Consider the following 22,358-nt stretch of genomic DNA (forward strand, 5'->3'; position numbering starts at 1 on the left):
GAACCCGTCCGCTGCGGGCGCTCCCGTGGAGAGACGGGCATCATGTGCCCATGAGGTCGATCTGGAAGGGCTCCATCGCGTTCGGGCTCGTCAACGTGCCGATCAAGGTCTACGCGGCAACCGAGACGCACGACGTGTCGCTGCACCAGGTCCACGACGAGGACAAGGGCCGCATCCGGTACAAGCGCGTCTGCGAGTTCGGCCACGAGGTCGAGTACGCCGACATCCAGCGCGCCTACGACGACGGCGACAAGACGGTGGTGCTCACCGCCGACGACTTCAAGCAGCTCCCCGAGGAGCAGTCGCACGAGATCGAGGTCCTCGAGTTCGTCCCCGTCGACCAGGTCGACCCGATGATGTTCGAGAAGTCCTACTACCTCGAGCCCGACTCCCGCTCCCCCAAGGCGTACGTGCTCCTGCGCGAGACCCTCGCGAAGACCGACCGGCTGGCGATCGTGCAGTTCACGCTCCGGCAGAAGACCCGGCTCGGCGTCCTGCGGGTGAACGACGACGTGATCCTGCTGCAGGGGCTGCTCTGGGGCGACGAGGTCCGCGCTGCCGACTTCAAGGGGTTGGACGCAGCGGTGAAGGTCAGCGCGAACGAGCTGAAGATGTCGTCGTCGCTCGTCGACAGCATGTCCACGGACTTCGACCCCGACCGCTACACCGACGCCTACCAGGTGGAGCTGCAGCAGCTCATCGACGCGAAGCTGGAGTCCGGCGACGACATCGACACCGAGAAGACCTTCGGTGAGCGCTCCGAGGACGACGATGATGACGAGGGTGGCGACGTCATCGACCTGATGGCCGCCCTGCGCGCGTCGGTGGACAAGAAGCGGTCCGGTTCGGGAGGCACGGGGTCGCGTTCCCGGAGCGGGTCCCGTTCCACGAAGCAGGACTCCACGGCCGACGAGTCACCGGAGAAGGCCCCGGCCGAGAAGGCACCCGCGAAGAAGGCACCCACGAAGAAGACCCCGGCGAAGAAGGCCCCCGCCAAGAAGCCGGCCGCCAAGAAGCAGGCCAGCTAGCCGGACCGCCCGACACGAGCAGGAAACACGCGTCGGCCAGACTTGACGCATGACTCCAGAAGAGCCTGGGGCCTTGTCGTCGCCACCCGCGACCGATGGCCCGCCCGTCACCGTCTCCATCACCCGGCTCGTCGAACCCGAACGGATCCCCGACGTCACCCGCTGGGTGCAGTCCGGCGTGAACCTCGCCAACCGCTACCCGGGCTTCCTCGGCTCGGGCTGGGTCCGCTCGCACGCGACGAGCCGTGAGTGGCACATGCTGTACCGGTTCGCCGACCACGACTCCCTCGCCACGTGGGAGAACTCCGACGACCGGCTGCGGTGGCTCGACCTCGGCCGTGACCTCGTGGTGGAGTCCCGCGTCGAGAAGCGCACCGGGATCGAGGGGTGGTTCGACGCACCGGCCGATGCCCCGGCGTCGAGCGCACCGCCGCGGTGGAAGCAGGCCGTGAGCATCTGGCTCGGGTTCTTCCCGGTCAACCTGGCGTTCACGTACCTCGTCAGCTGGCTCGTCCCCGCGTTCGGCGCACTCCCCGTGCTGCCGCGCGTCCTCGTCACGACGCTCGTGCTCACGCCGATCATGACGTTCTGGGTGCTGCCGTTCGTCACGCGGATGATCCGCCCGTGGCTCCTCGCACCGCCGAGGAACAGCTAGCCGAGCACCGACAGCTGGTCGAGCCGCTCGAGGATCACGCCCTCGCGGAGCGCCCACGGGCAGATCTCGAGCGCCGGCAGGTCGAAGATGTCCAGGCAGGCCTCGGCGACGAGGGCTCCCGGCACCACCTGGTGCGCCCGGCTCGGCGACACCCCGGGGAGCTCGGCCAGCTCGGCGACCGACATCGTCAGGAGCGCCGGCAGCTTCGCGCGGAGCACGCCGCCGTCGAGCGCGCGCGGAACGAGCGGCCCCGCACCCGAGGGCGCCGCGCCGCAGATCCGTGCGATCGACCGGAACGTCTTCGAGGTCGCCACGGCACGGTCCGGCCGCCCGGCGCGCAGCAGCAGCCCGGCGTCGCGGGCGATCTCCACCCGGATCTCGTGGCGGATCCGGCGCACGTCGTCCTCGGTCGGGGTCCCCGCCGCGAAGTACGACCGGGCGAGCCGCGCGGCGCCGATCGGCATCGACCACGCGACGTCGGGCGCTTCGTCCGCTCCGCCGGCGATCTCGAGCGACCCGCCGCCGATGTCGAACACGGCCAGGCGACCGGCGGACCACCCGAACCACCGCCGCACGGCGAGGAACGTCAAGCGCGCTTCGTCCCCGCCGGACAGCACGGCGAGCTCGACCCCGGTCGCCCGTTCGACGTGGGCGAGCACCGCGTCGGAGTTCACGGCGTCGCGGACGGCCGAGGTCGCGAACGCGAGCATGTCCTCGCACCCGCGGTCCTCGGCGACGCGGACGGCGTCGGCGACGAACGAGGTCAGGGCGTCGACGCCCGCCTCCGTCACCGCGCCGGCGTCGTCGAGGTGCTCGGCGAGGCGCAGCGGTTGCTTGAACGACGACGCCGGCAGCGGGGCGGCACCGCCGTGGGCGTCCACCACGAGCAGGTGGCCGGTGTTGGACCCGATGTCGAGGACTCCCACGCGCATGCCACAACGCTAGTGGCCCCGTCGGACGGGCACGGCCCGGGAGGCGCGGTTCAGCCCCGCAGGAACGACTCCAGTTCCGCGGTGGTCGGGTACGACGCCTGCGCGCCCGCCTTCGTCGCGGCGTACGCCCCGACACCGACCGCGAACCGCGCGGCCTCGACCAGCGGGTCCCCGGCGGCGAGGCGGAGCGCCACCGCACCCATGAACGCGTCGCCGCAGCCCGTGGTGTCCACCGGGTCGACCCGCACGGCGTCGATCGACACCGGCTCGGCGTCACCGTCGTGCACGATGCAGCCAGAGCCGCCCCGGGTCACGATCGACCGTCGGACGCCGTGCTCCCCGAGCTCGGCGGCCTCGTGCTCGTTGACGAGCAGGACGTCGGTCAGCTCGAGCAGCTCCACCGGGACGGCACCGAACGGGGACAGGTTCGTGAGCACCGTGACCCCGGCGGCGTGCGCTGCGCGGGCGGCGGCCAGGACGACGTCGATCGAGACCTCGAGGCAGAGACCGAGCACGCCGGCACCGTCGAGGGCATCGGCGGGGACGTCGTCCGGGGTCAGCGTGCCGTTCGCGCCGGCGGAGATCACGATGGTGTTCTCCCCTGCGCGGTCGACCGTGATGACGGCGGTGCCGGTGGCCACGCCCTCCCGGACGGCGACGTGCGTCGTGTCGACACCCGCCGCCGCGACGGAGTCGCGCAGCAGTCGACCGTTCCCGTCGTCGCCGACCGCGCCGATCATGCGCACGGTGCCCCCGAGCCTCCCGGCAGCCACCGCCTGGTTGGCGGACTTGCCGCCCGGCAGGATCGCGAGGTCGGACCCCTGGAGGGTCTCACCGGGCTTCGGGAAGCGCTCCGTGCGGACCACCAGGTCCGCGTTGAGGCTCCCCACGACGACGATGCCGGTCATGCGGCGGCTCCTGTCTCGGCCGAGGCCGGGCGCGGGATGAGGAAGGACGTGGCGAGTGCCGCGCAGGTGATCACGGCACCGAGCAGCATGCCACCGGAGTACCCGGCGGTGCCCGCGGACCCGCCGGTCCCGAGCGCGATCTGCAGGGCCGGCAGGACGGCGAAGCTGATGCCGGCACCGAGGTTGAACGCACCGGCGTTGAGGCCGGGCAGGAAGCCGGGGTTCGACTCCGGCGAGAGCACGATGCCGAGCCCGTTCAGGATGATGTTCGCGATGCCGGCGTACGTGATGCCGATCAGCACGGTCGCGGCGATGAGCACCGGCAGCGAGTGCACGCCGACGAACGCCATGACGAGCGTCGCGACGATGCTCCCGACCAGGCCGACGCGCAGCACGGCGCGGTAGCCGAGGGTCGGCGCGAGCCGGCCGGCGAAGGGTCCGACGACCCAGCCGACCAGCGCGTACGGGGTGAGGAACGCGAGCGAGGCGAGGTCGGCCTCCATCCCGAAGCCCGCGTCCGGGTTCTGCGCGAGGCTCGTGACGAGGCCGTTCACGACCGCGAACACGCCCGTCATGGTGAGCAGGGTCGTGACGAGCAACGCCCAGGTCGCACGGCGCTTGAGGAACCGTGTCTCGACGAGGGGCTCGCGCACCCGCGACTCGACGGCCCAGAAGACGCCGAAGGCCACGAGGGCCAGGACGATGCCAGAGGCCACGAGCCCCCAGTCGGCGGCTGCGAGCTTGCCCGCCTCGTTGAACGCGGTGAGCAGTGCGCCGACGCTGACGACGAGCGGCAGGACACCCCACCAGTCCATCCGGGTGCCGGCCGACGGCTTCGACTCGACGCCCCACGCAGCGACCATCAGCGCCGCGACGACGGTGACGATCGCGATGACCCAGAAGATCCCGCGGAACCCGAAGTGCGTCGCGATCCACCCACCGGCGAGCGCGTCGACGCCCGCGATGCCGCCGTTCACCGCGGTGAGCAGGCCGAGGGCGGCGCCGTAGCGCTTCGGGTCGGCGATCTCGTTGCGGAGGATGAGCAGGCCGATCGGGACGACCGGGCCGGTGACGCCCTGGATCATGCGGCCGACGAACAGCATCGGGACGTTGACCGCGAGCGCCGCCACGATGCTGCCGACGAGCATCACCGCGAGCATGCCGAGCAGGACGCGCTTGCGGCCGACGATGTCGGACAGGCGCGGCAGGAAGAGCGAGAACAGCGCCGCCAGGGTGAAGAACAGCGTCTGCGACAGGCCGATCGTGGCGTCGTCGGTGTGCAGCTCGCGGGCCATCGTGACCAGGGCGGGGCTGAGCATGCTCGCGTTCAGCTGGAACGCGATGCAGGCTGCGAGGAGTGCGGCAGTGAGGGCGCCGATCGACTTCTTCGTCGATGTGGTGGTCATGGGGGTCAGTGCTCCGTGGTGGTCGTGGTGGCTGCGGTCCGGGGCGTCCAGCCGGTGTCCGGGGTCTCGCCGATGCGCTCGAGGGCGTCGACGACGAGGTCCCAGAACCGGCCGTGGTCGAGCTCCATCGCGGCGCTCGTGCGGCAGTCCTCCGGCGCGGGCGCGCGGAAGTCGGCGACGGTCATGCCGAGGGTCAGGGTGCCCTGCGTCTCGACGTGGATCGGGACCTTCACGGCACGGACGACGGTCGGGTCGATGACGTACGCGACGGCGCAGGGGTCGTGCACGGGCGGGGCGTCGAAGCCCTGCGCGTCCTTGTACGTCTGGCCGAAGAAGTCGAGCAGCTCGCCGACGAAGGCGGCGGGGGCCGTGCCGACGGCGGCGATGCGCTCGGCGACCTCGGGCGTCGCGAGCGCCTGGTGCGTCAGGTCGAGGCCGACCATGACGACGTCCCAGCCCGCGTCGAAGACGATCGAGGCGGCCTCGGGGTCGATGACGATGTTGAACTCGGCGACCGGGCTCCAGTTGCCGACGTGCACCCCGCCGCCCATCAGGACGACCTGCTTGACGCGCTCGACGATGCGGGGCTCCTTGCGGGCCGCGAGGGCGATGTTCGTCAGGCCGCCGGTCGGCACCAGGGTGACCGTGCCGGGCTCGTGCGCCATGACGGTCTCGATGATGAGGTCGACCGCGTGCCGCTCGTCCAGCTCGAACGACGGCGAGGGGAGCATCGGCCCGTCGAGACCGCTCTCGCCGTGGATGTCACCGGCGACCTCGATCTCGCGGAGCAGCGGACGGTCGGCACCGGCGGCGAACGGGACCCCGGTGATCCCGGCGATGCGGGCGACGGCGAGGGCGTTGCGGGTGACCTTCGGGAGCGTCTGGTTGCCGACGACGGTCGTCACGGCGAGGAGCTCGATGTCCGGGTTGCCGTGGGCCAGCAGGATCGCGACGGCGTCGTCGTGGCCGGGGTCGCAGTCGAGGATGATCTTCTCGGGCACGCGGGGCGCTCCACTTCTTCGGGGATCAGGAGGTCGAGGCTCGACGAGGTGGGGATCCGCGGCGAGGATCAGCTCCCGCGGCACGTCAAGCGTTTGACATGGAAACACGTCAAGCGTTTGACGTCAAGTCATCGGCGGCGGACCCGAACTGCGCGGTCCACGCTCGGTAGCATCGACGCGTGCCATCCTCCGCCGCCCCCGGCCGTCGTGTGACCGCTGCGATGGTGGCCGAGCGCGCGGGGACGAGCATCGCCACGGTGTCGCTCGTCGTGAACGGCAAGGACCGCGGCCGGGTCTCCGTGCCGATCGCCACGAGGGTGCGCGACGCCGTCGACGAGCTCGGCTACGTCGTCGACCACGCTGCAAGTTCCCTCGCGCGGGGCAGCGGCGACCTCGTCGTCCTGATCGCCCCCGACCTGTCGAACCCCTTCTTCGCCGAGGTGATCCGCGGCGTGCGCGACACCGTCGGCGACCGCTTCCAGCTCGTGCTCTCCGTCACGGAGCGCGGGGCCCAGCCGGTGGCCGCCGACGTCCGGCGGTTCGAGCGGCTCCGACCGGCCGGCATCCTCGTGGACGCGCCCGCCGCCGACGAGACGATGACCGCCACCGTCCCCGTGGTGCTGCTCGATGCACCGGGCGGCCCCGAGGCCGTCAACTACGACCTCTCCCCCGGTGTCCACGAGCTCGTCGCCCACCTGCACGAGCGCGGGCACCGGCGGGTGGGGTACCTCGACGGGACCTCGCGGGCTGCGACGTTCGGCGTCCGTCGGGAGCTCTTCGAACAGGAGTGCGCAGCCGTCGGCATCGAGGTCTCCGAGGTCACCGCCCGCGCCGACCTCACGGTGGACGCCGCGGCCTCGGCGACCGAGTACGTCCTCGAGGCCTGGCAGGACGACGACGTCACGGCGGTCGTCGCGGCTGCCGACACCCTCGCGTACGGGGTGCTCCGGGTCGCCGGGCAGCTCGGCATCGCGGTCCCCGGCGAACTCGCCGTCGCGGGGTTCGACGACCTGCCGTCGTCCTCGGTCACGGCACCGGCCCTGACGAGCGTCGCACTCCCCGGCGCGGACCTCGGCCGGGCCGCGGCGCTGCGGTTGCTCGCGACGCTCGACGGCACCGCGCCGGAGGCCGCGGCGCTCCCCACGCGCCTGGTGCGCCGCGCGAGCACGGGCGCGTAGCGCGCCGCCGCGGCGGCGCGCGGGCGACGCGCGCGGTCGCGGACTGCGGCGGTTCGTGCCGCGAGAGCGACGATGTGCCGCGACCGCGCGGCGATCACCCCGCGGAAGCGACAGGTGCCCGCCGAGATCCGGCGGCAGCCTGTCGCTTTCGCGAGCGGGGCGCGGTGGGCGCGCGCCGTGGCGGACGGGAGGCGCGGTGCGAGCTGGCACCGCGCCTCCTGGCCGGCGGTGGTCCGGACCACCCCGCCGAAGCGACAGGTCGGCGCCGCGGTGGCGGGTCCGTGCCGGGGAAGCGACAGTCCCCCGCAGGGATCCTGCGGGGGACTGTCGCTTTCGTGGATCGCGCGGTCAGCGCTCCGAACGGTCCGGACCGGCATCTGCCGGCTCCGGCTGCGGCTCGGCCGCGCCGGCCGTGTGCCCCGCGCGCTGCGCCCGCTCGAGCTCGTCGGCCTCGGCTCCGCCGACCGCCTCGCCACGGGCGACCATGCCGGCCGTGTCGGAGAGCCTGATCTGCGGGAGGAACAGCGCGAGCAGGAACGCCACCGCGATGAACGGCAGCAGGTACCAGAACACGGGCGCCAGGGAGTCGGCGTACGCGTTCACGATGCCGTCCTGCACCGCCTCCGGCAGCTTCGCCACGGTCGCGGGGTCGATGCTGCCCGCCGACGACGCCGCGTCGGTCGCCGATCCGCCGGCGCCGCGGAACACGTCGGTGAGCGACGTCGTGAGCCGCGCCGTGAAGAGCGCACCGAAGACGGCGGTGCCGAGGGAGGCGCCGACCTCGCGGAAGTAGTTGTTCGTCGACGTGGCGGTACCGACCTGCTCGGCGGGCACCGCGTTCTGCGCCACGAGGACGACCACCTGCATGATGAGGCCGAGGCCCGCACCGAAGACGAACAGGTACGCGCAGATGAGCCAGATCGGGGTGTCCGCCGCGAGCTGGGTCATCGCGAGCATCGCCAGGGCGACCAGGATCGTCCCGATGATCGGGAACATCCGGTAGCGACCGGTCTTGGTGATCAGGTTGCCAGACGCGATCGAGGTCCCGATCAGGCCGACCATCATCGGCAGCATCAGGAGACCCGAGACCGCCGCCGAGGTGCCGGACGCCATCTGCAGGAACGTCGGGACGAAGCCGATCGCCGCGAACATGCCGATGCCGAGCACGAGGCCGATGCCGGTCGCGAGCAGGAAGGTGCGGTTCCGGAAGAACGACAGCGGCAGGACGGGGTCCGCCGCACGCGACTCGACGAGCACGAGGAGCGCTGCCGACACGACGAGACCGGCGAACCAGGCCCACGTCTCCGGGGCGTCCCAGCCGTGGTCCTTGCTGCCGCCGAACTCCGAGAAGAACACCAGGCACGTCGTCGCGGCGGACATGAAGAGCACGCCGAGGACGTCGATGCGCTTCGTCGCCTTCTTGCTCGGCAGGGTCAGCGCGAACCACGCCACGAAGAACGCGGCGATGCCGACCGGGATGTTGATGTAGAACGCCCAGTTCCAGGTGAGGTGGTCGACGAAGAACCCGCCGAGCAGCGGGCCGCCGATCGCCGAGAGGCCGAAGATCGCACCGAGCGGGCCGAGGTACTTGCCGCGCTGGGAGGCCGGCACGATGTCCGCGATGATCGCCTGCGACAGGATCATCAGGCCGCCGCCGCCGAGGCCCTGCATAGCGCGGAAGACCACGAGCTGGGTGAAGTCGCCGGCGAAGGCACACCCGGCCGACGCGACGGTGAACAGGGCGATCGCGATGAGGAACAGGTTGCGACGGCCGAGGACGTCACCGAACTTGCCGTAGACGGGCATCACGATGGTCGAGGCGAGCAGGTACCCGGTCGTCAGCCACGCCTGGTGCGCGACGCCGCCGAGCTCGCCGACGATGGTGGGCATCGCCGTGGAGACGATGGTCTGGTCGAGGCTGGAGAGCAGCATCCCCGCGATGAGCGCGGAGAAGATGATCCAGATCCGGCGCTGCGTGAGGAGCAGCGGTCCGTCGGAGCCTGGGCGGGCACGCTTGGTCGTGCCCGGCGCGGTGGCGCTCATTCGGTGGTGTCCTGTCCGGTCGTGATGGCCGCCCTCATCAGGCGGAGGTTCTGGGTGAGCAGCTCGTCGAACGCGGGGCCAGTGGCTTCGTCGAACGCGTCGTCGAAGTAGGTCTCCGCCGTCACCTTGAGCAGCCCTGCGGCGGCCTCGGTGACGAGCCGCGCACGGCGGTCGGTGGCGTCGCCCCAACCGAACCGCGCTCGTACGGCGTCGGTGATGCGGCCGAGCTGCACGTCGGTGGCCGAGAGGAACCGGGCGACGAGCGCCGGCTCCCGTTCGAAGACCCCGCGGACGAGGACCTCGTCGGCGCGGTCGATGCCGGCCCGGTGGAACTGGTCGATCGCCAGCGCGACGATGGAGTCCAGCGGCTCGAGGTCGGCCGCGACGACACCGCCGGCGGCGTACGCGTCGATGGCTTCGACGTCCGCGTTGATCTCGATGCCGAGCACGGCGTCGTCCTTCGACGCGAAGTGGTTGAAGAACGTCCGCCGGGACACCCCGACCGTCTCGCAGAGCTGCTCGATCGTGAAGCCGTGCAGCCCGTGCTCGATGGTCGCCCGACGTGCCTCGACGATCATGCGTCGGCGCAGCGCGCGGGTGCGTTCGGTGGTGCTCACCGGACAAGAATTGCACTATCGGACTGAGAGTGCAATGTGGAAGTGGGGTACCGCTAGAGCGCCTTCTCGAAGCAGAACGACCACGGCATCGTCGCGGCGTACGGCTCGTACACCGGGATCGGGGTCCAGCCGGTCTTCTCGTAGAGCGCCACGGCCTCGGGCTGCTTGTCGCCGGTCTGCAGGATGAGCCGCGCGGCGCCCTCCTCACGCCCGACACGCTCCCCCTCGGTGAGCAGCGCGGTGGCCGCACCCTTCCCGCGGGCGGCGGCGAGGACGATGAGGCGCTTCAGTTCGACCTCGTCACCGAGACGCCGGACGGCGATGTGCCCGAGGGCCTCGCCGTCCTCGTCGATCGCGAGGATCGAGGTGATGACCGTCGCCGGGTCCACGGCGAGCGCCCGGCCACGCTCGGCCGTCACCGCCGGGTCCTCGTCGCCGTTCGCGGCGCCGTAGCGCTCGTGCATCTCCTCGTCCATGCGGGCGCGGAGCGCCACACCACGGGGGTCGTCCCACCGAACGCGTTCGATCGTGATCACGACCGACGATCCTGTCACGGATGCCAGCGTCGGCGCGACGTGTGCTCCTCGTAGGGCTGGGGATCGGGGTAGGTCAGGAGCTCGACGGTGCTGCCCCACGGGGTGCGGACGTACACGAACCGGTTCCGGTCGCCGGCTTCGGGCCCCGGGAGCGGGCGGGGTGCGCCGAGCGCGGTCGCCCCGGCGGCCACGACCCGGTCGAGCGTGGCGTCGAGGTCGTCGACGTACAGCGCGAGGTGCTGCCACCCGAGGTCGGAGGGCACCGCCGGGGTGTCCTGCTCGACGTGGTCGAAGGCGAACAGCTCGATGCCGGGGCCGTCGGGCAGCGCGAGCATCCGGATCCGCACCTCACGGGCGTCTCCGGGGACACCGAGGCGCGACGTCGTCGCCTCGCCGCCCTTCGGAGGCCGGTCGGCGGGGAGCGTGTCGTAGAGCACCTCGGCACCGAACGCGTCGACGAGGAACGCGCTGGCCGCGTCGACGTCGGGCACGGTCAGTCCGATGTGGTCGACGCCGCGGACGCTCATGCGCCCGCCCCGCTGCCGGCGGCTCCCCCGGCGCGGCTCGCCAGGTCCGCGATGGGGCCCCGGCCCGCCCGCAGGTCGGCGAGGACCGCTGCCGCGTCGTCGTACACCCGGACCGCCCCGGCCCGGCGCAGTTCGTCGCCGCCGATCCCGCCCGTCATCACGGCGACGCAGGGCACACCGACCCGTCCGGCGGACTCGACGTCCCACATCGCGTCGCCGACCATCACGGCGGCATCGGCGGACACGCCGACCTTCCGGAGTGCGACCTCGATGATCCCGGGGTCCGGCTTGGCCTGTTCGACGTCCTCCGAGCTCGTGACGGCGGTGATCCACGCCTCGGCGTCGAGCAGTTCGCGCAGGCGCACGAGCTCGTCCTCGGGCGCGCTCGTGGCCAGCACGACGGCGTGACCGGCCTCGGCGACGGACCGGAGCAGCTCACGGGCACCCGGGAGGAGCCGCAACCGCGGCATCTGCTCGGCGTAGTACGCGGTGTGGAACTGCTTGACGGTGTCGCGCTGCTCGTCCGTGGCGTCCGGCAGCAGCTCCTCGAGCAGCTTCGCCGAGTCCATGCCGATCGCGCGGTGGATCCGCCAGGCGTCGACGGACTCGCCCGCTGCCGTGCACGCCCGCCACCAGGCGTCGATGTGCGGGTAGTTCGAGTCGACGAGGGTCCCGTCGATGTCGAAGAGGACGGCGGTGGAGGGTGCGTCGGGCATCCCTCCACCCTGCCCTGGAGGCGCGGATCGCCTCTCAGGGGCGCGTCACGTCCGTCAGACGGTGATCGACTCGCCGGCGGGCAGGATCTGCACCGGCACCGGTCCGAGACCGTCCGGGCCGAGGAACCGCGCGGCGGACTGCTGCCCGAGTTCGCTGAGCATCGCCTCGTGGATCTGCACGGCGTGCTCCGGGGAGACCGCGCGGACGTAGTCGACGGCCTCGGCGGTGCTCGTCCACGGGCCGCTGGTCGGCAGCAGCAGGGTCCGCACCGGGACGCCGGGCACGAGGTAGGCGTCGCCGGGGTGGAACACGGCGCCGTTCACGAGGTAGCCGACGTTCGCGATCGTCGGGATGTCGCCGTGGATGACGGCGTGCTCCTCACCGAAGACCTGCACCGAGAACGGGCCGACCTCGAACGCGTCACCGGCCGAGACCGCGGCGACGCGGCCGTCGTGCGCGCCGAGCTGGTCGACGATCGCGGCGGGCCCACGGACCACGAGGGCGTCGTTCGCGGCGAGGGCGGCACGGACGGCGTCGACGTCGAAGTGGTCGAAGTGCTCGTGGGTGACGAGGACGGCGACGGCGGCCGTCGCGAGGTCGGCGCCCTCCGGCGTGAACGTGCCCGGGTCGATGACGAGGGTGGCGCCGTCCTGCTCGAGGACGACGGTGGCGTGGTTGTACTTCGTCAGCTCCATGTCGACGAGTCTACAACAGTGTTGTACATCGACGTGGTCGATCCGGATGAGAGGGCGTTCACCGTTCGAGTCTCGCCGCGATGCGGTCGAACAGTCCCGGCACCCTGGCGAGTGCCGCACGCTCGGCCTCGGACAGCTCGGATCCGATCACCGACGCGAACGCCCCGGCTCGGGCGCTCCGTTCCCGGAGCATGACCGTGCGGCCCGAGTCCGTCAGCCGGATCACCGAGACCCGCCGGTCCCCGTCGGAGACGCCTCGCTCCACGAAGCCGCGCTCCTCGAGCTCCGCGACGGTCCGCGACTGTCCCTGGTGCTTCACGCCGCGGGCCCGGGCGAGCTCGGCGATGGTCTGCGGCCCCTGCCGGTCGAGCAGGCCCAGGCTCGCGCTCTGCGCCTGCGGCAGCTCGTCGGTGAGTGCCCGGGTGGCCCGCACGATCCGGCCGATCGACTCGCGGAGCTCCTCGGCGAGGTCGTCCGGGGTCGTCGTCATGCCCTCGACCGTACCGCCGGATCCCTGCGACGGCGGTCTACCGGAGTCCTGCGACGGCGGCCTACCGGAGCGCGACCCAGACGGGGAAGGCGGCGGCGGCACTCCAGGCCTGCGGGCGGCAGGCGGCCGGGTACGGGGCCGGACGTGTGACGGCGGACGCGTCGTCGCCGGCGTGCAGCTCGGGCATCCGGAAGTCGAACGCCACCGCCGCGGCGAGCAGCTGCTCGGACAGGACCCGGGCCTCGTCGTGGTGTCCGGACCGGATGAGGCCCGTGATCACCACGGCGGTGTCGTGCGCCCAGACGGTGCCCCCGTGGTAGCTGAGCGGCCAGTACCCGGCGGCGGTCGTGGAGAGGGTCCGGAGGCCGAAGCCGCTCGCCAGGTCCGGGCTCACGACGCGTGCTGCGACGACGGCTTCCTCGTCCGGGGTGAGCAGGCCGGTGCCGAGCAGGTGGCCGATGTTGCTCGTGGCGGAGTCGACGGGGCGCTTGCGGGCGTCGAGGGCGATCGCCGGGTACCGACCGATGTCGTCGGCCACCCAGAAGGCGTCGCGGAAGCGATCGGCCAGGCGAGCGGCCCAGGCACGCCACTCGTCGCCGCCGGGACGGCCGAACGCATCGAGCAGGTCGGCACCGTGCACCGCGGCCTCGTGCGCGTAGCCCTGCACTTCGCACAGGGCGATCGGGCCGTCGGCGAGGGTGCCGTCCCGCCACTGCACGCTGTCCCCGGAGTCCTTCCAGCCCTGGTTCGCCAGCCCTCGGCCGGACTCGTCGACGTACTCGAGCAGCCCGTCGCCGTCCGCGTCGCCGTGGTCGCGCATCCACGCCAGGGCGCGTTCGAGCGTCGGCAGGAGCGCCTCGACCTCGGCGTCGGGGAGCCCCGCACGCCAGGCGTCGTGGAGCAGGCACGCCCAGAGCGCCGTCGCGTCGACGGTCCCGTAGTAGAGCGGTGGCAGGGAGATCTCGTCGTTGTCGACCGGCAGGGACGCCTGGCGCAGCTCGTGCATGATCTTGCCGGGCTGCTCGGCGGTCGCGGGGTCGTCCGCGGTGCCCTGCAGCGCGGCGAGGACCCGGAGGGTGCCCCCGGCGGTGCTGGTGTCGACGGGCAGCAGGAAGCGGGCGGCCCAGATCGCGTCGCGGCCGAACAGGGTGAAGAACCAGGGGGCGCCGGCCGCGATGAACTCGCCCTCGGGCCGCGCCAGCCGGAGTGCGTCGAGATCGTCGGTGGCACGCTCCAGCCAGCGCCGGAGCCGGTCGTCCTGCACGCCGGCCGGGACGTCGAACGGGCGCGGGGTCGTCACGCCGGTGACGACGGCGTCGGGCGTCTCCACGGCGCAGTCCCACGCGAGGTCGACCTCGTGCGCGCGCTCCGTCCGCCAGCGCAGCACGACGTCACCGTCCTCGACGCGGACGGATGCTCCGGGGGCGTCGAGCCGGACCCGTACGGAGCCCGAGGTCCACGATGCGGTCTGCTCCGAGGCGTCGGCGGGGACCGGCTGGGGGCCGTGACCGGCCTTCACCGCGTCCATCCCGGCGGCGTCCGGGGTCAGCCTGACGGTCACGACGAGCTCCGCGGTGCTCGCGCCGGGCCCCTGGAGCCGATCGGTGACGCGCAGACGTTCCGCCACCCCGTCGATGCGCACCGTCCGACGCCGGTCGAGGCGGACGTCCGGATCGGCGCCGGTACCGTCGAGGCCGCGCAGGAGTCCGGTGAAGACGACCTCGCGGGCACCGGCGGGCACGACGGCGACCGGTTCCACCGCGGAGTGCTCGACGCTGACGCGCACGGCGGAGACGAACCGCTGGTCACCGGTCCAGTAGCCGTGCACGGGGTTCGCGCCGATGGCACCGTCCCGACCGGACCATGCCTGCGTCGGTGCCGCGATGACGGCGACCTCGTCGTGGAGCAGGGGCTGCAGCGTGGCGGTCGTGGCGGCGGCGGTGGTGGTGTTCGTGGTGGTGGAGGTCATGGGGCTTCCTCGTCGACGGGTTCGGGGGACGGGGTCCAGGCGCTGGGTGTCCAGCTCGGTAGGGATCGGGGTGCGTCCGGCAGGCGACGCACGGGCAGGGGCTCGGCACGGATGCCGGTCGGGTCGCCGGGGGCACGGGTGATCCGCACCGCGCCGCCTCCGTCGTGGTCGGTGACGGCTTCGACGAACGTGGCCGAGCGCCCACGGTGGACGACACCGACGCCCTCGTCGAGCTCGATGCCCGCCGGGAGGTCCCCCGCCGCGACGGCTGCCCGGAAGACCGGCGACCGGTGCGGGTCCGAGTCGGTGTGGACACCGAGCGAGCCGGACACGAAGCCGAGTCCGTCGGCGAGGACCGACGGCTGCGGGCCGTGGCTCTGCGTGACGCCGCCGGTGTGCCAGCAGAGCGCGCCGGCCGAACCACCGGCGAGCACCACCCCGGCTCCCCAGGCCTCACGCAGGACCTCGTCGAGACCGTGGGCACGCCACACGGCGAGGAGGTTGACCACGGAGCCGCCCGAGACCCAGACGACGTCCGCACCGAGGACGGCGTCGCGCAGGGACGGCACGTTCCGTCTCGGGAAGAACCGCAGGTGCGACGCCTCGACACCGGCCGTACGGGCCGCTGCGAGCTCTGCCCCCTCGACGGTCCGCTGGTCGCCGCCGGCGGTGTTCACGTGCAACACGCGTGGCGGCCGACCGGCGGGGACGCGGGCGAGCCGGACGGCCTCGAACAGGAGCGGACCGTAGGCCGAGTCGTCCCACTCGCCGCCGACCAGACCGCCGCAGGTGGCCAGGATCGTGGGTTCGGTGGCGGTCACGTCGGGGTGCTCATTCCTTGACCGCCCCGTCGCTGCCGTTCATGATGCGCTTCTGGAACACGAAGAACGCGACCGCCACGGGGATGGTCATGACGAAGGCCGCCGCGAGCTTGACCGGGAACTGGTTCCCGGCGCTCAGCGCGCCCGACGCCAGTGATGCGACGCCCTTCGTGAGCGTGGTGAGGTCGGGCGACGAGGTCGACACGATGAAGTGCGCGAGCTCGTTCCACGAGCCCTGGAACGACAGGATGGTGATCGTCACGACGGCCGGACGCGCCATCGGGAGCACGACCGACCAGAAGGTCCGGAACGTGCCGGCACCGTCGATCTTCGCCTGCTCCTCGACGCTCACCGGGATCGATTCGAAGAAGTTCTTCATGATGAACACCCCGGCGGCGTCCACGAGCAACGGCACGATCATGCCCGAGTACGAGTCGTACATGCCGAGCTGGTTGATCACGAGGAACTTCGGGATGAGCAGAACCACGCCCGGCACCGCCATGACGGCGATGAGCAGGGCGAAGACGGTCTGGCGACCCGGGAACCGCAGTCGCGCCAACGCGTACCCGGCGAGGGAGTCGAAGAAGATCCGGCCGAGCGTGACGAAGACCGCGACGATGATCGAGTTCATCGCCCAGATCCCGAAGTCGGAGTTCTCGAAGAGGGTCTGGAACGCCGCGCCGGTCCAGGTGACGGGGAGCGCCAGCGGGTGCAGGGAGGCGTCCTGGTCGGTCTTGAACGCGTTCACGATCGCGACGTAGAACGGCAGCAGGTAGACGACGGCGATCAGGACGCCGAACACCAGCAGCACCACGCTCCGCGGCGTGAGCCGACGTGGCCGCCGGCCCGGGCCGGGTGCCTGCGTGACGGTGGTGGCGCCGAGGTCCGGCACCGCGCCTCCTGGCACTGCCGCCCTGGAGGCGCGGGTCGGCTCGGTCCCGCCGCCTGCGGTCGCCGGGGTGGGTGCGCTGGTCATCGTGTGCTCCCCTTCTCGATCCACCGCATCCGACGGCGGGACACCGGGCGGTCGCGCAGCGCCCACCGCTGCAGCAGCGTGAAGACGACGATGATGCCGAACAGGATGAAGGCGATGGCTGCGCCGACGCCCCACTGCTGGCTCTGGAACGCGGACGTGTACGACAGGAACGCCGGCGTGAGCGTCGTGTTCGCCGGGGCGCCCTTCGTGCCCGTGTAGATCTGGTCGAAGACCTGCCACGTCCCGATCAGCCCGAGCGTCAGCACCGTGAAGAGCGTCGGGCGAAGCTGCGGCAGGGTGACCCGCCAGAACCGCGTCCAGGACCCGGCGCCGTCGATCATCGCCGCCTCGTCGACCTCCGGCGAGAGGTTCTGCAGCGCCGCGATGAACAGCAGCATGAAGGTGCCGCTCGTCGTGAACACCGCGAGCAGGATGAACGCGGTCATCGCGACCGACGGACCCGCGAGCCACTCCCACCACGAGATGCCGAGCATCGTGTGGTCGGCGAGGAAGGCCGGTGGTGTGCCTGCGCCGAGGTGGAACAGGCCGGTGGGCTCGTTGAACCAGTTCGGTCCGTTGATCCCCGCCCAGCTGATGATCTTGTTGACGGCTCCCGTCGACGAGAACAGGAACAGCCAGAGGACGGTGATGGCGACCGAGCTCGTCACCGAGGGGAAGTAGAACGCGGTCCGGAAGAACCCGCGCCCGCGCAGTGCCCGACCGCTGACGAGCAGGGCGAGCCCGAGCGCCACGGCGGTCTGCAGCGGGACGACGAACACGACGTACCAGAGGTTGTTCCGCAGCGCGGTGCCGAAGTTCTGCTCGTCGAGGCCCCCGCCGCCGAGGATCTTGGCGTAGTTCTGCCCGCCGACGAAGGAGACGTCGGACGAGAACGGGCTGCCGACACCCCGCCAGTCGGACACGCTGACCCAGGCCGCCATGACCACCGGCACGGCGAGGAACAGGCCGAGGACGATGATCGTCGGCGCGGTGAACAGCCAGCCCGAGACGGCTTCGGCACGGTTCTTCCGGGACACGTCCGTCAGCCCTTCAGCGCGGCGGCCATGTTCTTCTGGACGCCCTCGAGCAGGGTCTTGGTGTCGGTCGTCCTGAGGCTGCCGAGCTTCGAGTCGAAGTCGGCGATCACGTCGGCGGTCCCGGACGCGTTCGGCAGGCCCTGGGCGGCGTCCGCCTGGTCGAGGAACGCGGCGTACTGCGGGTACTCCTGCTTCCAGGTGCCGGCGGCCGACTCGACCGAGGGCATCACACCGAACGCCTTCGCGAAGGCGAGCTGCTGGTCGGTGCTCGTCATCTTCTCGACGAAGGACAGCGCTGCCTTCTGGTTCGGGGAGTCCTTCGCGATGCCCCAGCAGTTCGTGAACTGCAGCGTGCCGGCACCCTTGGGGCCCTTCGGCAGGGCGACGACCTTGTAGTCCACGCTCGGGTAGCTCGACGACATCGCCCCGGTGAGCCAGTTGCCCTCGATGGTCATCGCGGCCTTGTCCTTGCCGAACGCGTCACCTCCCCAGCTCTCGCCGAGGTCGCTCGAGAACTTCATCGAGCCGTCGTCGAGCAGGCCCTTCACGTAGTCGAGGGCCTCGACGTTCGCGGCCGAGTCGACCGTCGCCTTCGTCTGGGCGCTGTTCGTCAGGGCACCGCCGGCCTGGGTCATGAACGCCCCGAGACGCTCGATCTGCGGGCTGGTCGTGAGTCCGACCCGTCCGTCGCGGGTGAGCTTCTCGGAGACCGTCCGCAACTGGTCCCAGGTGGTCGGGACGTCGCTGTCGGTCAGCCCGGCGGCCTTCCAGTCCTTCGTGTTGATGAACAGCGCGAGGGTGGAGAAGTCCTTCGGCGCGCAGTAGAGCTGGTCGTCCACGGTGAACGACTTCGTGAGCGTCGGGTAGAAGTCGCTCGTGTCCTCGAGCTGGTCGCCGTAGGCCAACAGCGAGCCGTTCGCGGCGTACCCGGCGAGGGACGACGTGCTGACGTAGAACACGTCGGCGGGCTTGCCGGCCGCGAAGCCCTGGGCGAGCTGCTGGTCGAGGTTGTTCGCCGGCTGCACCGTCGCGTCGGTGCCCGAGGACTTCGACCACGCGGCGGCGGCGCTCTTCACGGCGGCGGTCTCGGCGTCACCCGACGAGCCGATGAGGACGGTGAGGGGGTCGTCGCTCGAGGTGAGCTTCGCGGCGCCACCGCCGGAACCGTTGCCGCCCGAGCTCGAGAAGCCGGAGCCACAGGCGGAGAGGGTCAGAGCTGCGGTGAGCGCCATCGCTCCCGCGGTCAGCATGCGTGCTGTGCGTCGTTGCATCAGGGGGACTCCTCGTCGAGTGCAGTACTTCGATCGTTCAAATTTGATCGATCAAACGAGTCGACCATACACCTGCGAGGCGCTACGGTGAACCCCATGTCGCATCCCGCCACCGTCGCCGACGTCGCCCTCGCCGCGGGCGTCTCACGGCAGACCGTGTCGAACGCGTTGAACCGGCCCGAGGTCGTCCGCCCCGCGACGCTCACCAGGGTCCGGGCCGCCATCGACGACCTCGGGTACCGACCGCACGCATCCGCCCGTCGGCTCCGCACCCGCCAGAGCTCCACGCTCGGCGTCCGGCTGGAACCGGTGCACGGCATCTCCGGCGCCGTGCTCGACCGCTTCCTGCACGCGCTCGTCGAGTGTGCCGACCTGCGCGGGATGCGCATCCTGCTCTTCACCGCCACCGACGTCGACGACGAACTCGCACACATCGAACGCCTCGTCGAGGGCTCGGACGTCGACGGGTTCGTCCTCACCTCGACGTTCCACGGCGATCCCCGCGCGGCGTGGCTCGGCGCCCGGGACATCCCCTTCGTGACCTTCGGCCGGCCGTGGGGTCTGCCGGACATGGACGCCGCGCCGCACCCCTGGGTCGACGTCGACGGGTACGCGGGCGTGCACGTCGCGACCGAGCACCTGGTGGCGCAGGGGCACCGCCGGATCGGGTTCCTGGGCTGGCCGAGCCCGTCCGGACAGGGTGACGAGCGCCGACGGGGCTGGCGGGACGCGATGCGCGCGGCCGGGCTGCCCGACGACCCCGGGCTCACGTGCGAGGACGACGTCACCGCGGCCACCGGCACGGTCGCGGGGGCGGTCGAGGACGGCGCCGGGTTCGACGCCCTCGTCTGCGCGTCGGACACCCTCGCCCTCGGAGCCCGGTTCGCGCTCGGGGCGGCGGTGCCGGTGGTGGGCTACGACGACACCCCGGTGGCCGAGGCGGTGGGCATCTCCAGCGTGGAGCAGCCCCTGGTCGAGGTCGCCGCGGCCGCGGTCGAGCTGCTCATGGGCACCGGTCGGACCGTCCTGCCCGCGTCGACCGGACACCGTCTGCTGGGTCCGCGGGTGGTCTGGCGGAGCTGAGACCGCGCGACCACACCCTGCCGCTGCGCTACCGACCGACGCCGTCGCGCCCGACCGACCCGCTCGACACCGTGCCGACGTGGAGGATGCGCTCGCGGATGACGTCCGCCGCACGGTCGTCGGCCGTCACCACGACACGGACCGCCGGCCCGTCCGCAGCGGGGACCGTCCGGCCGTGCTCGGCCCCACCGACCACCACGTCGAGCGGCGTCGTGCGGACGGTGGGCTCGACCTCGCCCGCCGCGACTGCCGCCGCCAGCGGGTCGTGGAGCGGTGCGCGGCGGACGTGGTCGACCGACTCGTAGAAGTCGACGTAGCTGCGCAGCATCGTGCCGAGCGCGACCCGGAGTGGATCGCCGGCCGCCGTGAACCGGTCGGCATCGGCGTCGTCGAAGCGGTGCTGCCGGGTGACGTCGAGCGGCACGAGCACGAGGTCGAATCCGGCGCGGAGGACCCGCCTGGCGGCCTCGGCGTCGTTGTGGACGTTCGCCTCGGCGGTGGGCGACACGTTGCCCGCGTCCCACACGGCACCGCCCATGATCGTCAGCGTGCCGACGAGCTCCGGCAGACGCGGCTCGGCCTCGAGCGCGACGGCGAGGTTCGTGAGCGGGCCGATGGCCAGGACGTCGAGCTTCCGGTCACCGGCTGCGTGGTCGCGGGCCAGCCGGACGAGGAGCTCGGCGGCGGGGTCCTCCGCGGCCGCGACACCCGGCGGGAGGTCGACCCCGCCGATGCCGTTCGCCCCGTGCACGTGCGGTGCGCCGCCGCCGTACGAGCCGCCGATCGGGTCGTGCGCGCCGACCGCGACGGGCACGGTCCGGCCGCACAGGGCCAGCAGCGCCGCGGTGTTGACGGCAGCGGTCGCCGCGTCGGTGTTGCCGGAGACCGTACCGATGCCGACGAGGTCGACGTGCGGGACGTCGAGCAGGTACGTGAGGGCGAGGGCGTCGTCGACGCCGGTGTCGCAGTCGAGGAAGAGCGGGACGGTGGGCGTGGTCACCCGGTCATCCTCCCATCGCCGGCGGGAACCGCCCCGGACACGATCCGATGACGATCGGATCGGTCCGCGGACGCCGACGACTACGGTCGGCTGCGGGGCCGCCGACCGGCCCGTGATCGCGGCACCAGGGGGAGCACATGCGACGGATGACGACCACGGGGAGCACGGTGATCGCGATCGCGCTCGCAGCACTGGCCCTCACCGGCTGCGCCCAGGGCTCGACCGGCGCCGACCCTGCCCCGACCGGGACGACGTCCGCCACCGCTCCGAGCGCCTCGCCGACCACGCCGGGCTCGACCCCGCGTCCGACCTCGACGATCACCCCGGTGCCCGGGGTCGACGACGACGCCGGCCGGATCCCCGACTCGTGCGAGGCGCTCATCACGGCGGGCAAGTGGGACTCCTCGTTCGCGGGCTCGCCCCTGAACGACCCCACGGTGGTCGGCGACCCGGTGGTGGTGCCGAAGGACGAGCTCACCCCGGTGCTCCAGCCGGACGGCAAGCAGCTCTCCTGCGTCTGGAAGGACCCGCGGGCGGACATCTCGTTCCTGTCGATCCGGGTCGCGACCGTCGACTCGACCAAGGCGTACCCGCACCTGAAGACGGCACTGGACGGGTACGACTGCTCCCTCGACGGCTACGGGTACCGCTGCCAGAAGATCACGCAGAACGCCGAGTACCCGGTCACCGACGGCGACACGTACTACACCCGCGGCGACGTCGGCATCCACGTCCAGCAGTCGAACACGCCGACGTCGGGCCTCCTCGACGACGTCATCGCACACGTCTTCTAGCGGTCGGCGGGCCGCGACCGGATGTGCGCCCGCTCGCCCTGCGGCCCGTACAGGCACAGCACCTCGGTCACCTCGTCCGTGGTGTTCCCGACCCAGTGCGGCGTGTGCGTGTCGAACTCGACGACCTCGCCCGGCCCGAGGTCGAAGTCACGGTCGCCGAGGAGCAGCCGGAGCCGTCCGGACAGCACGTAGAGCCACTCGTAGCCCTCGTGCGTCCGGAGGGATCGATCGGTGTTCGCGGGCTCCGGCGGGATCAGCTGCTTGAAGGAGCGCACGCCGCCGGTCCGTCGGGTGAGCGGCACCACCACCCGGCCGCCGTGCAGCTCCGGCGCGAGGTGCACGCGTGGATCCCCGGTCCTCGGCGCCCCGACCAGGTCGTCGAGGGGCACCTGGTACGCCCGTGCGAGCGGCAACAGGAGCTCGAGCGTGGGCTTCCGCTGACCCGACTCGAGCCGCGACAGCGTCGACACCGAGATCCCGGTCTCGGCGGCGAGCGCCGCGAGCGTGACGGCACGGCGCGTCCGCAGCGCGCGCAGTCGTGGGCCGACCCCGTCGACGACCTCGGCCGTCGTGCGCGAGGTGATCCGTTCCTCCCGATCCGTCGCCATGCCGACCATGTTGCCAGACCGGCAAGGATGTTTGCCATCTGGGCGCGTGGGTCCGCAGGATGCAGG

At 72.0% G+C, this 22,358-nt stretch carries 23 protein-coding genes; 5 read left to right on the forward strand and 18 right to left on the reverse strand.

What is annotated here, in order from left to right:
- Nucleotides 1-50 precede the first annotated feature (50 nt).
- Nucleotides 51-1,028, forward strand: a complete 978-nt coding sequence (locus BJK06_RS06475; RefSeq protein ID WP_070417190.1) for a Ku protein — start codon at nucleotides 51-53, stop codon at nucleotides 1,026-1,028.
- Between the two features lie 49 nt (nucleotides 1,029-1,077).
- Nucleotides 1,078-1,683 carry an antibiotic biosynthesis monooxygenase gene (locus BJK06_RS06480; RefSeq protein ID WP_070417191.1) on the forward strand — a complete coding sequence of 202 codons (606 nt, stop codon included), beginning with the start codon at nucleotides 1,078-1,080 and terminating at the stop codon, nucleotides 1,681-1,683.
- Here BJK06_RS06480 and BJK06_RS06485 read toward each other — a convergent pair.
- Genes BJK06_RS06485 through BJK06_RS06500 form a run of 4 tightly spaced genes read right to left on the reverse strand, consistent with a single transcriptional unit; the run spans nucleotide 1,680 to nucleotide 5,930 of the window.
- Entirely contained in the window at nucleotides 1,680-2,615 is a 936-nt protein-coding gene (locus BJK06_RS06485) for a Ppx/GppA phosphatase family protein (protein ID WP_070417192.1), read from the reverse strand. The two genes, BJK06_RS06480 and BJK06_RS06485, sit on opposite strands and share 4 nt — an antisense overlap.
- Before the next feature lie 50 nt (nucleotides 2,616-2,665).
- Nucleotides 2,666-3,523 (reverse strand): ribokinase, encoded by an 858-nt coding sequence (locus BJK06_RS06490; protein WP_070417193.1) that lies wholly within the window; start codon nucleotides 3,521-3,523, stop codon nucleotides 2,666-2,668.
- Nucleotides 3,520-4,929, reverse strand: a complete 1,410-nt coding sequence (locus BJK06_RS06495) for an MFS transporter (protein ID WP_070417194.1) — start codon at nucleotides 4,927-4,929, stop codon at nucleotides 3,520-3,522. Before BJK06_RS06495 ends, BJK06_RS06490 begins: the two co-directional genes overlap by 4 nt.
- Nucleotides 4,930-4,934: 5 nt before the next feature.
- Nucleotides 4,935-5,930, reverse strand: a complete 996-nt coding sequence (locus BJK06_RS06500) for a nucleoside hydrolase (RefSeq protein WP_070417195.1) — start codon at nucleotides 5,928-5,930, stop codon at nucleotides 4,935-4,937.
- Nucleotides 5,931-6,109: 179 nt separating this feature from the next.
- On the opposite strand from BJK06_RS06500, the gene BJK06_RS06505 reads away from it, so the two are divergent.
- Entirely contained in the window at nucleotides 6,110-7,108 is a 999-nt protein-coding gene (locus tag BJK06_RS06505) for a LacI family DNA-binding transcriptional regulator (RefSeq protein WP_258027729.1), read from the forward strand.
- A gap of 348 nt (nucleotides 7,109-7,456) precedes the next feature.
- Here BJK06_RS06505 and BJK06_RS06510 read toward each other — a convergent pair whose 3' ends face one another.
- The 12 genes from BJK06_RS06510 to BJK06_RS06565 all read right to left on the reverse strand — a co-directional run bounded on the left by BJK06_RS06510 (nucleotide 7,457) and on the right by BJK06_RS06565 (nucleotide 18,807).
- Complete coding sequence (locus tag BJK06_RS06510; protein ID WP_070417196.1) at nucleotides 7,457-9,151, reverse strand: MDR family MFS transporter; 1,695 nt, start codon at nucleotides 9,149-9,151, stop codon at nucleotides 7,457-7,459.
- Entirely contained in the window at nucleotides 9,148-9,768 is a 621-nt protein-coding gene (locus tag BJK06_RS18910; RefSeq protein WP_070417197.1) for a TetR/AcrR family transcriptional regulator, read from the reverse strand. Before BJK06_RS18910 ends, BJK06_RS06510 begins: the two co-directional genes overlap by 4 nt.
- Nucleotides 9,769-9,821: 53 nt before the next feature.
- Complete coding sequence (locus tag BJK06_RS06520; protein ID WP_254790950.1) at nucleotides 9,822-10,304, reverse strand: GNAT family N-acetyltransferase; 483 nt, start codon at nucleotides 10,302-10,304, stop codon at nucleotides 9,822-9,824.
- 14 nt (nucleotides 10,305-10,318) lie between these two features.
- The gene (locus BJK06_RS06525) at nucleotides 10,319-10,831 is read right to left on the reverse strand and encodes a VOC family protein (RefSeq protein ID WP_070417199.1); all 513 of its coding nucleotides are present in this window, start codon (nucleotides 10,829-10,831) and stop codon (nucleotides 10,319-10,321) included.
- A complete protein-coding gene (locus BJK06_RS06530) occupies nucleotides 10,828-11,547 on the reverse strand; it encodes an HAD family hydrolase (RefSeq protein WP_070417200.1) in 720 nt (239 codons plus the stop codon). The genes BJK06_RS06525 and BJK06_RS06530 overlap by 4 nt, the downstream gene beginning before the upstream one ends.
- 54 nt (nucleotides 11,548-11,601) lie before the next feature.
- A complete protein-coding gene (locus tag BJK06_RS06535) occupies nucleotides 11,602-12,243 on the reverse strand; it encodes an MBL fold metallo-hydrolase (RefSeq protein WP_070417201.1) in 642 nt (213 codons plus the stop codon).
- A 58-nt stretch (nucleotides 12,244-12,301) separates the two neighbouring features.
- Complete coding sequence (locus BJK06_RS06540; protein WP_070417202.1) at nucleotides 12,302-12,733, reverse strand: MarR family winged helix-turn-helix transcriptional regulator; 432 nt, start codon at nucleotides 12,731-12,733, stop codon at nucleotides 12,302-12,304.
- Nucleotides 12,734-12,794: 61 nt separating this feature from the next.
- The gene (locus BJK06_RS06545) at nucleotides 12,795-14,702 is read right to left on the reverse strand and encodes an amylo-alpha-1,6-glucosidase (RefSeq protein ID WP_070417203.1); all 1,908 of its coding nucleotides are present in this window, start codon (nucleotides 14,700-14,702) and stop codon (nucleotides 12,795-12,797) included.
- Complete coding sequence (locus BJK06_RS06550) at nucleotides 14,699-15,523, reverse strand: Type 1 glutamine amidotransferase-like domain-containing protein (RefSeq protein ID WP_070417204.1); 825 nt, start codon at nucleotides 15,521-15,523, stop codon at nucleotides 14,699-14,701. The genes BJK06_RS06545 and BJK06_RS06550 overlap by 4 nt, the downstream gene beginning before the upstream one ends.
- Nucleotides 15,524-15,533: 10 nt before the next feature.
- Nucleotides 15,534-16,499 carry a carbohydrate ABC transporter permease gene (locus BJK06_RS06555; protein WP_083295110.1) on the reverse strand — a complete coding sequence of 322 codons (966 nt, stop codon included), beginning with the start codon at nucleotides 16,497-16,499 and terminating at the stop codon, nucleotides 15,534-15,536.
- Nucleotides 16,496-17,536 (reverse strand): carbohydrate ABC transporter permease, encoded by a 1,041-nt coding sequence (locus BJK06_RS06560; protein ID WP_229086498.1) that lies wholly within the window; start codon nucleotides 17,534-17,536, stop codon nucleotides 16,496-16,498. The genes BJK06_RS06555 and BJK06_RS06560 overlap by 4 nt, the downstream gene beginning before the upstream one ends.
- Nucleotides 17,537-17,541: 5 nt before the next feature.
- The gene (locus tag BJK06_RS06565; protein ID WP_070417207.1) at nucleotides 17,542-18,807 is read right to left on the reverse strand and encodes an extracellular solute-binding protein; all 1,266 of its coding nucleotides are present in this window, start codon (nucleotides 18,805-18,807) and stop codon (nucleotides 17,542-17,544) included.
- A gap of 96 nt (nucleotides 18,808-18,903) precedes the next feature.
- Between BJK06_RS06565 and BJK06_RS06570 the strand changes: the two genes are divergently transcribed.
- Entirely contained in the window at nucleotides 18,904-19,890 is a 987-nt protein-coding gene (locus BJK06_RS06570) for a LacI family DNA-binding transcriptional regulator (RefSeq protein WP_070417208.1), read from the forward strand.
- A 28-nt stretch (nucleotides 19,891-19,918) separates the two neighbouring features.
- On the opposite strand, the gene BJK06_RS06575 is transcribed toward BJK06_RS06570, so the two are convergent.
- On the reverse strand, nucleotides 19,919-20,890 hold the full coding sequence (locus BJK06_RS06575) for a nucleoside hydrolase (RefSeq protein ID WP_070417209.1): 972 nt from the start codon (nucleotides 20,888-20,890) through the stop codon (nucleotides 19,919-19,921).
- 137 nt (nucleotides 20,891-21,027) lie between these two features.
- Between BJK06_RS06575 and BJK06_RS06580 the strand changes: the two genes are divergently transcribed.
- On the forward strand, nucleotides 21,028-21,684 hold the full coding sequence (locus tag BJK06_RS06580) for a hypothetical protein (RefSeq protein WP_156794791.1): 657 nt from the start codon (nucleotides 21,028-21,030) through the stop codon (nucleotides 21,682-21,684).
- Here BJK06_RS06580 and BJK06_RS06585 read toward each other — a convergent pair.
- Nucleotides 21,681-22,292 (reverse strand): helix-turn-helix domain-containing protein, encoded by a 612-nt coding sequence (locus BJK06_RS06585; RefSeq protein ID WP_181015157.1) that lies wholly within the window; start codon nucleotides 22,290-22,292, stop codon nucleotides 21,681-21,683. The two genes, BJK06_RS06580 and BJK06_RS06585, sit on opposite strands and share 4 nt — an antisense overlap.
- Nucleotides 22,293-22,358: the final 66 nt, after the last annotated feature.

Origin of the sequence: Curtobacterium sp. BH-2-1-1 (assembly GCF_001806325.1) — a bacterium.
In the GTDB taxonomy this organism is placed as follows: Bacteria; Actinomycetota; Actinomycetes; order Actinomycetales; family Microbacteriaceae; genus Curtobacterium.

Coding starts and splice junctions, on each gene's coding strand:
- BJK06_RS06475 (WP_070417190.1), top strand. CDS start 51: ATGAGGTCGATCTGGAAGGGCTCCATCGCGTTCGGGCTCGTCAACGTG.
- BJK06_RS06480 (WP_070417191.1), top strand. CDS start 1,078: ATGACTCCAGAAGAGCCTGGGGCCTTGTCGTCGCCACCCGCGACCGAT.
- BJK06_RS06485 (WP_070417192.1), bottom strand. CDS start 2,615: ATGCGCGTGGGAGTCCTCGACATCGGGTCCAACACCGGCCACCTGCTC.
- BJK06_RS06490 (WP_070417193.1), bottom strand. CDS start 3,523: ATGACCGGCATCGTCGTCGTGGGGAGCCTCAACGCGGACCTGGTGGTC.
- BJK06_RS06495 (WP_070417194.1), bottom strand. CDS start 4,929: ATGACCACCACATCGACGAAGAAGTCGATCGGCGCCCTCACTGCCGCA.
- BJK06_RS06510 (WP_070417196.1), bottom strand. CDS start 9,151: ATGAGCGCCACCGCGCCGGGCACGACCAAGCGTGCCCGCCCAGGCTCC.
- BJK06_RS06525 (WP_070417199.1), bottom strand. CDS start 10,831: ATGAGCGTCCGCGGCGTCGACCACATCGGACTGACCGTGCCCGACGTC.
- BJK06_RS06530 (WP_070417200.1), bottom strand. CDS start 11,547: ATGCCCGACGCACCCTCCACCGCCGTCCTCTTCGACATCGACGGGACC.
- BJK06_RS06535 (WP_070417201.1), bottom strand. CDS start 12,243: ATGGAGCTGACGAAGTACAACCACGCCACCGTCGTCCTCGAGCAGGAC.
- BJK06_RS06540 (WP_070417202.1), bottom strand. CDS start 12,733: ATGACGACGACCCCGGACGACCTCGCCGAGGAGCTCCGCGAGTCGATC.
- BJK06_RS06545 (WP_070417203.1), bottom strand. CDS start 14,702: ATGACCTCCACCACCACGAACACCACCACCGCCGCCGCCACGACCGCC.
- BJK06_RS06555 (WP_083295110.1), bottom strand. CDS start 16,499: ATGACCAGCGCACCCACCCCGGCGACCGCAGGCGGCGGGACCGAGCCG.
- BJK06_RS06565 (WP_070417207.1), bottom strand. CDS start 18,807: ATGCAACGACGCACAGCACGCATGCTGACCGCGGGAGCGATGGCGCTC.
- BJK06_RS06570 (WP_070417208.1), top strand. CDS start 18,904: ATGTCGCATCCCGCCACCGTCGCCGACGTCGCCCTCGCCGCGGGCGTC.
- BJK06_RS06580 (WP_156794791.1), top strand. CDS start 21,028: ATGCGACGGATGACGACCACGGGGAGCACGGTGATCGCGATCGCGCTC.
- BJK06_RS06585 (WP_181015157.1), bottom strand. CDS start 22,292: ATGGCGACGGATCGGGAGGAACGGATCACCTCGCGCACGACGGCCGAG.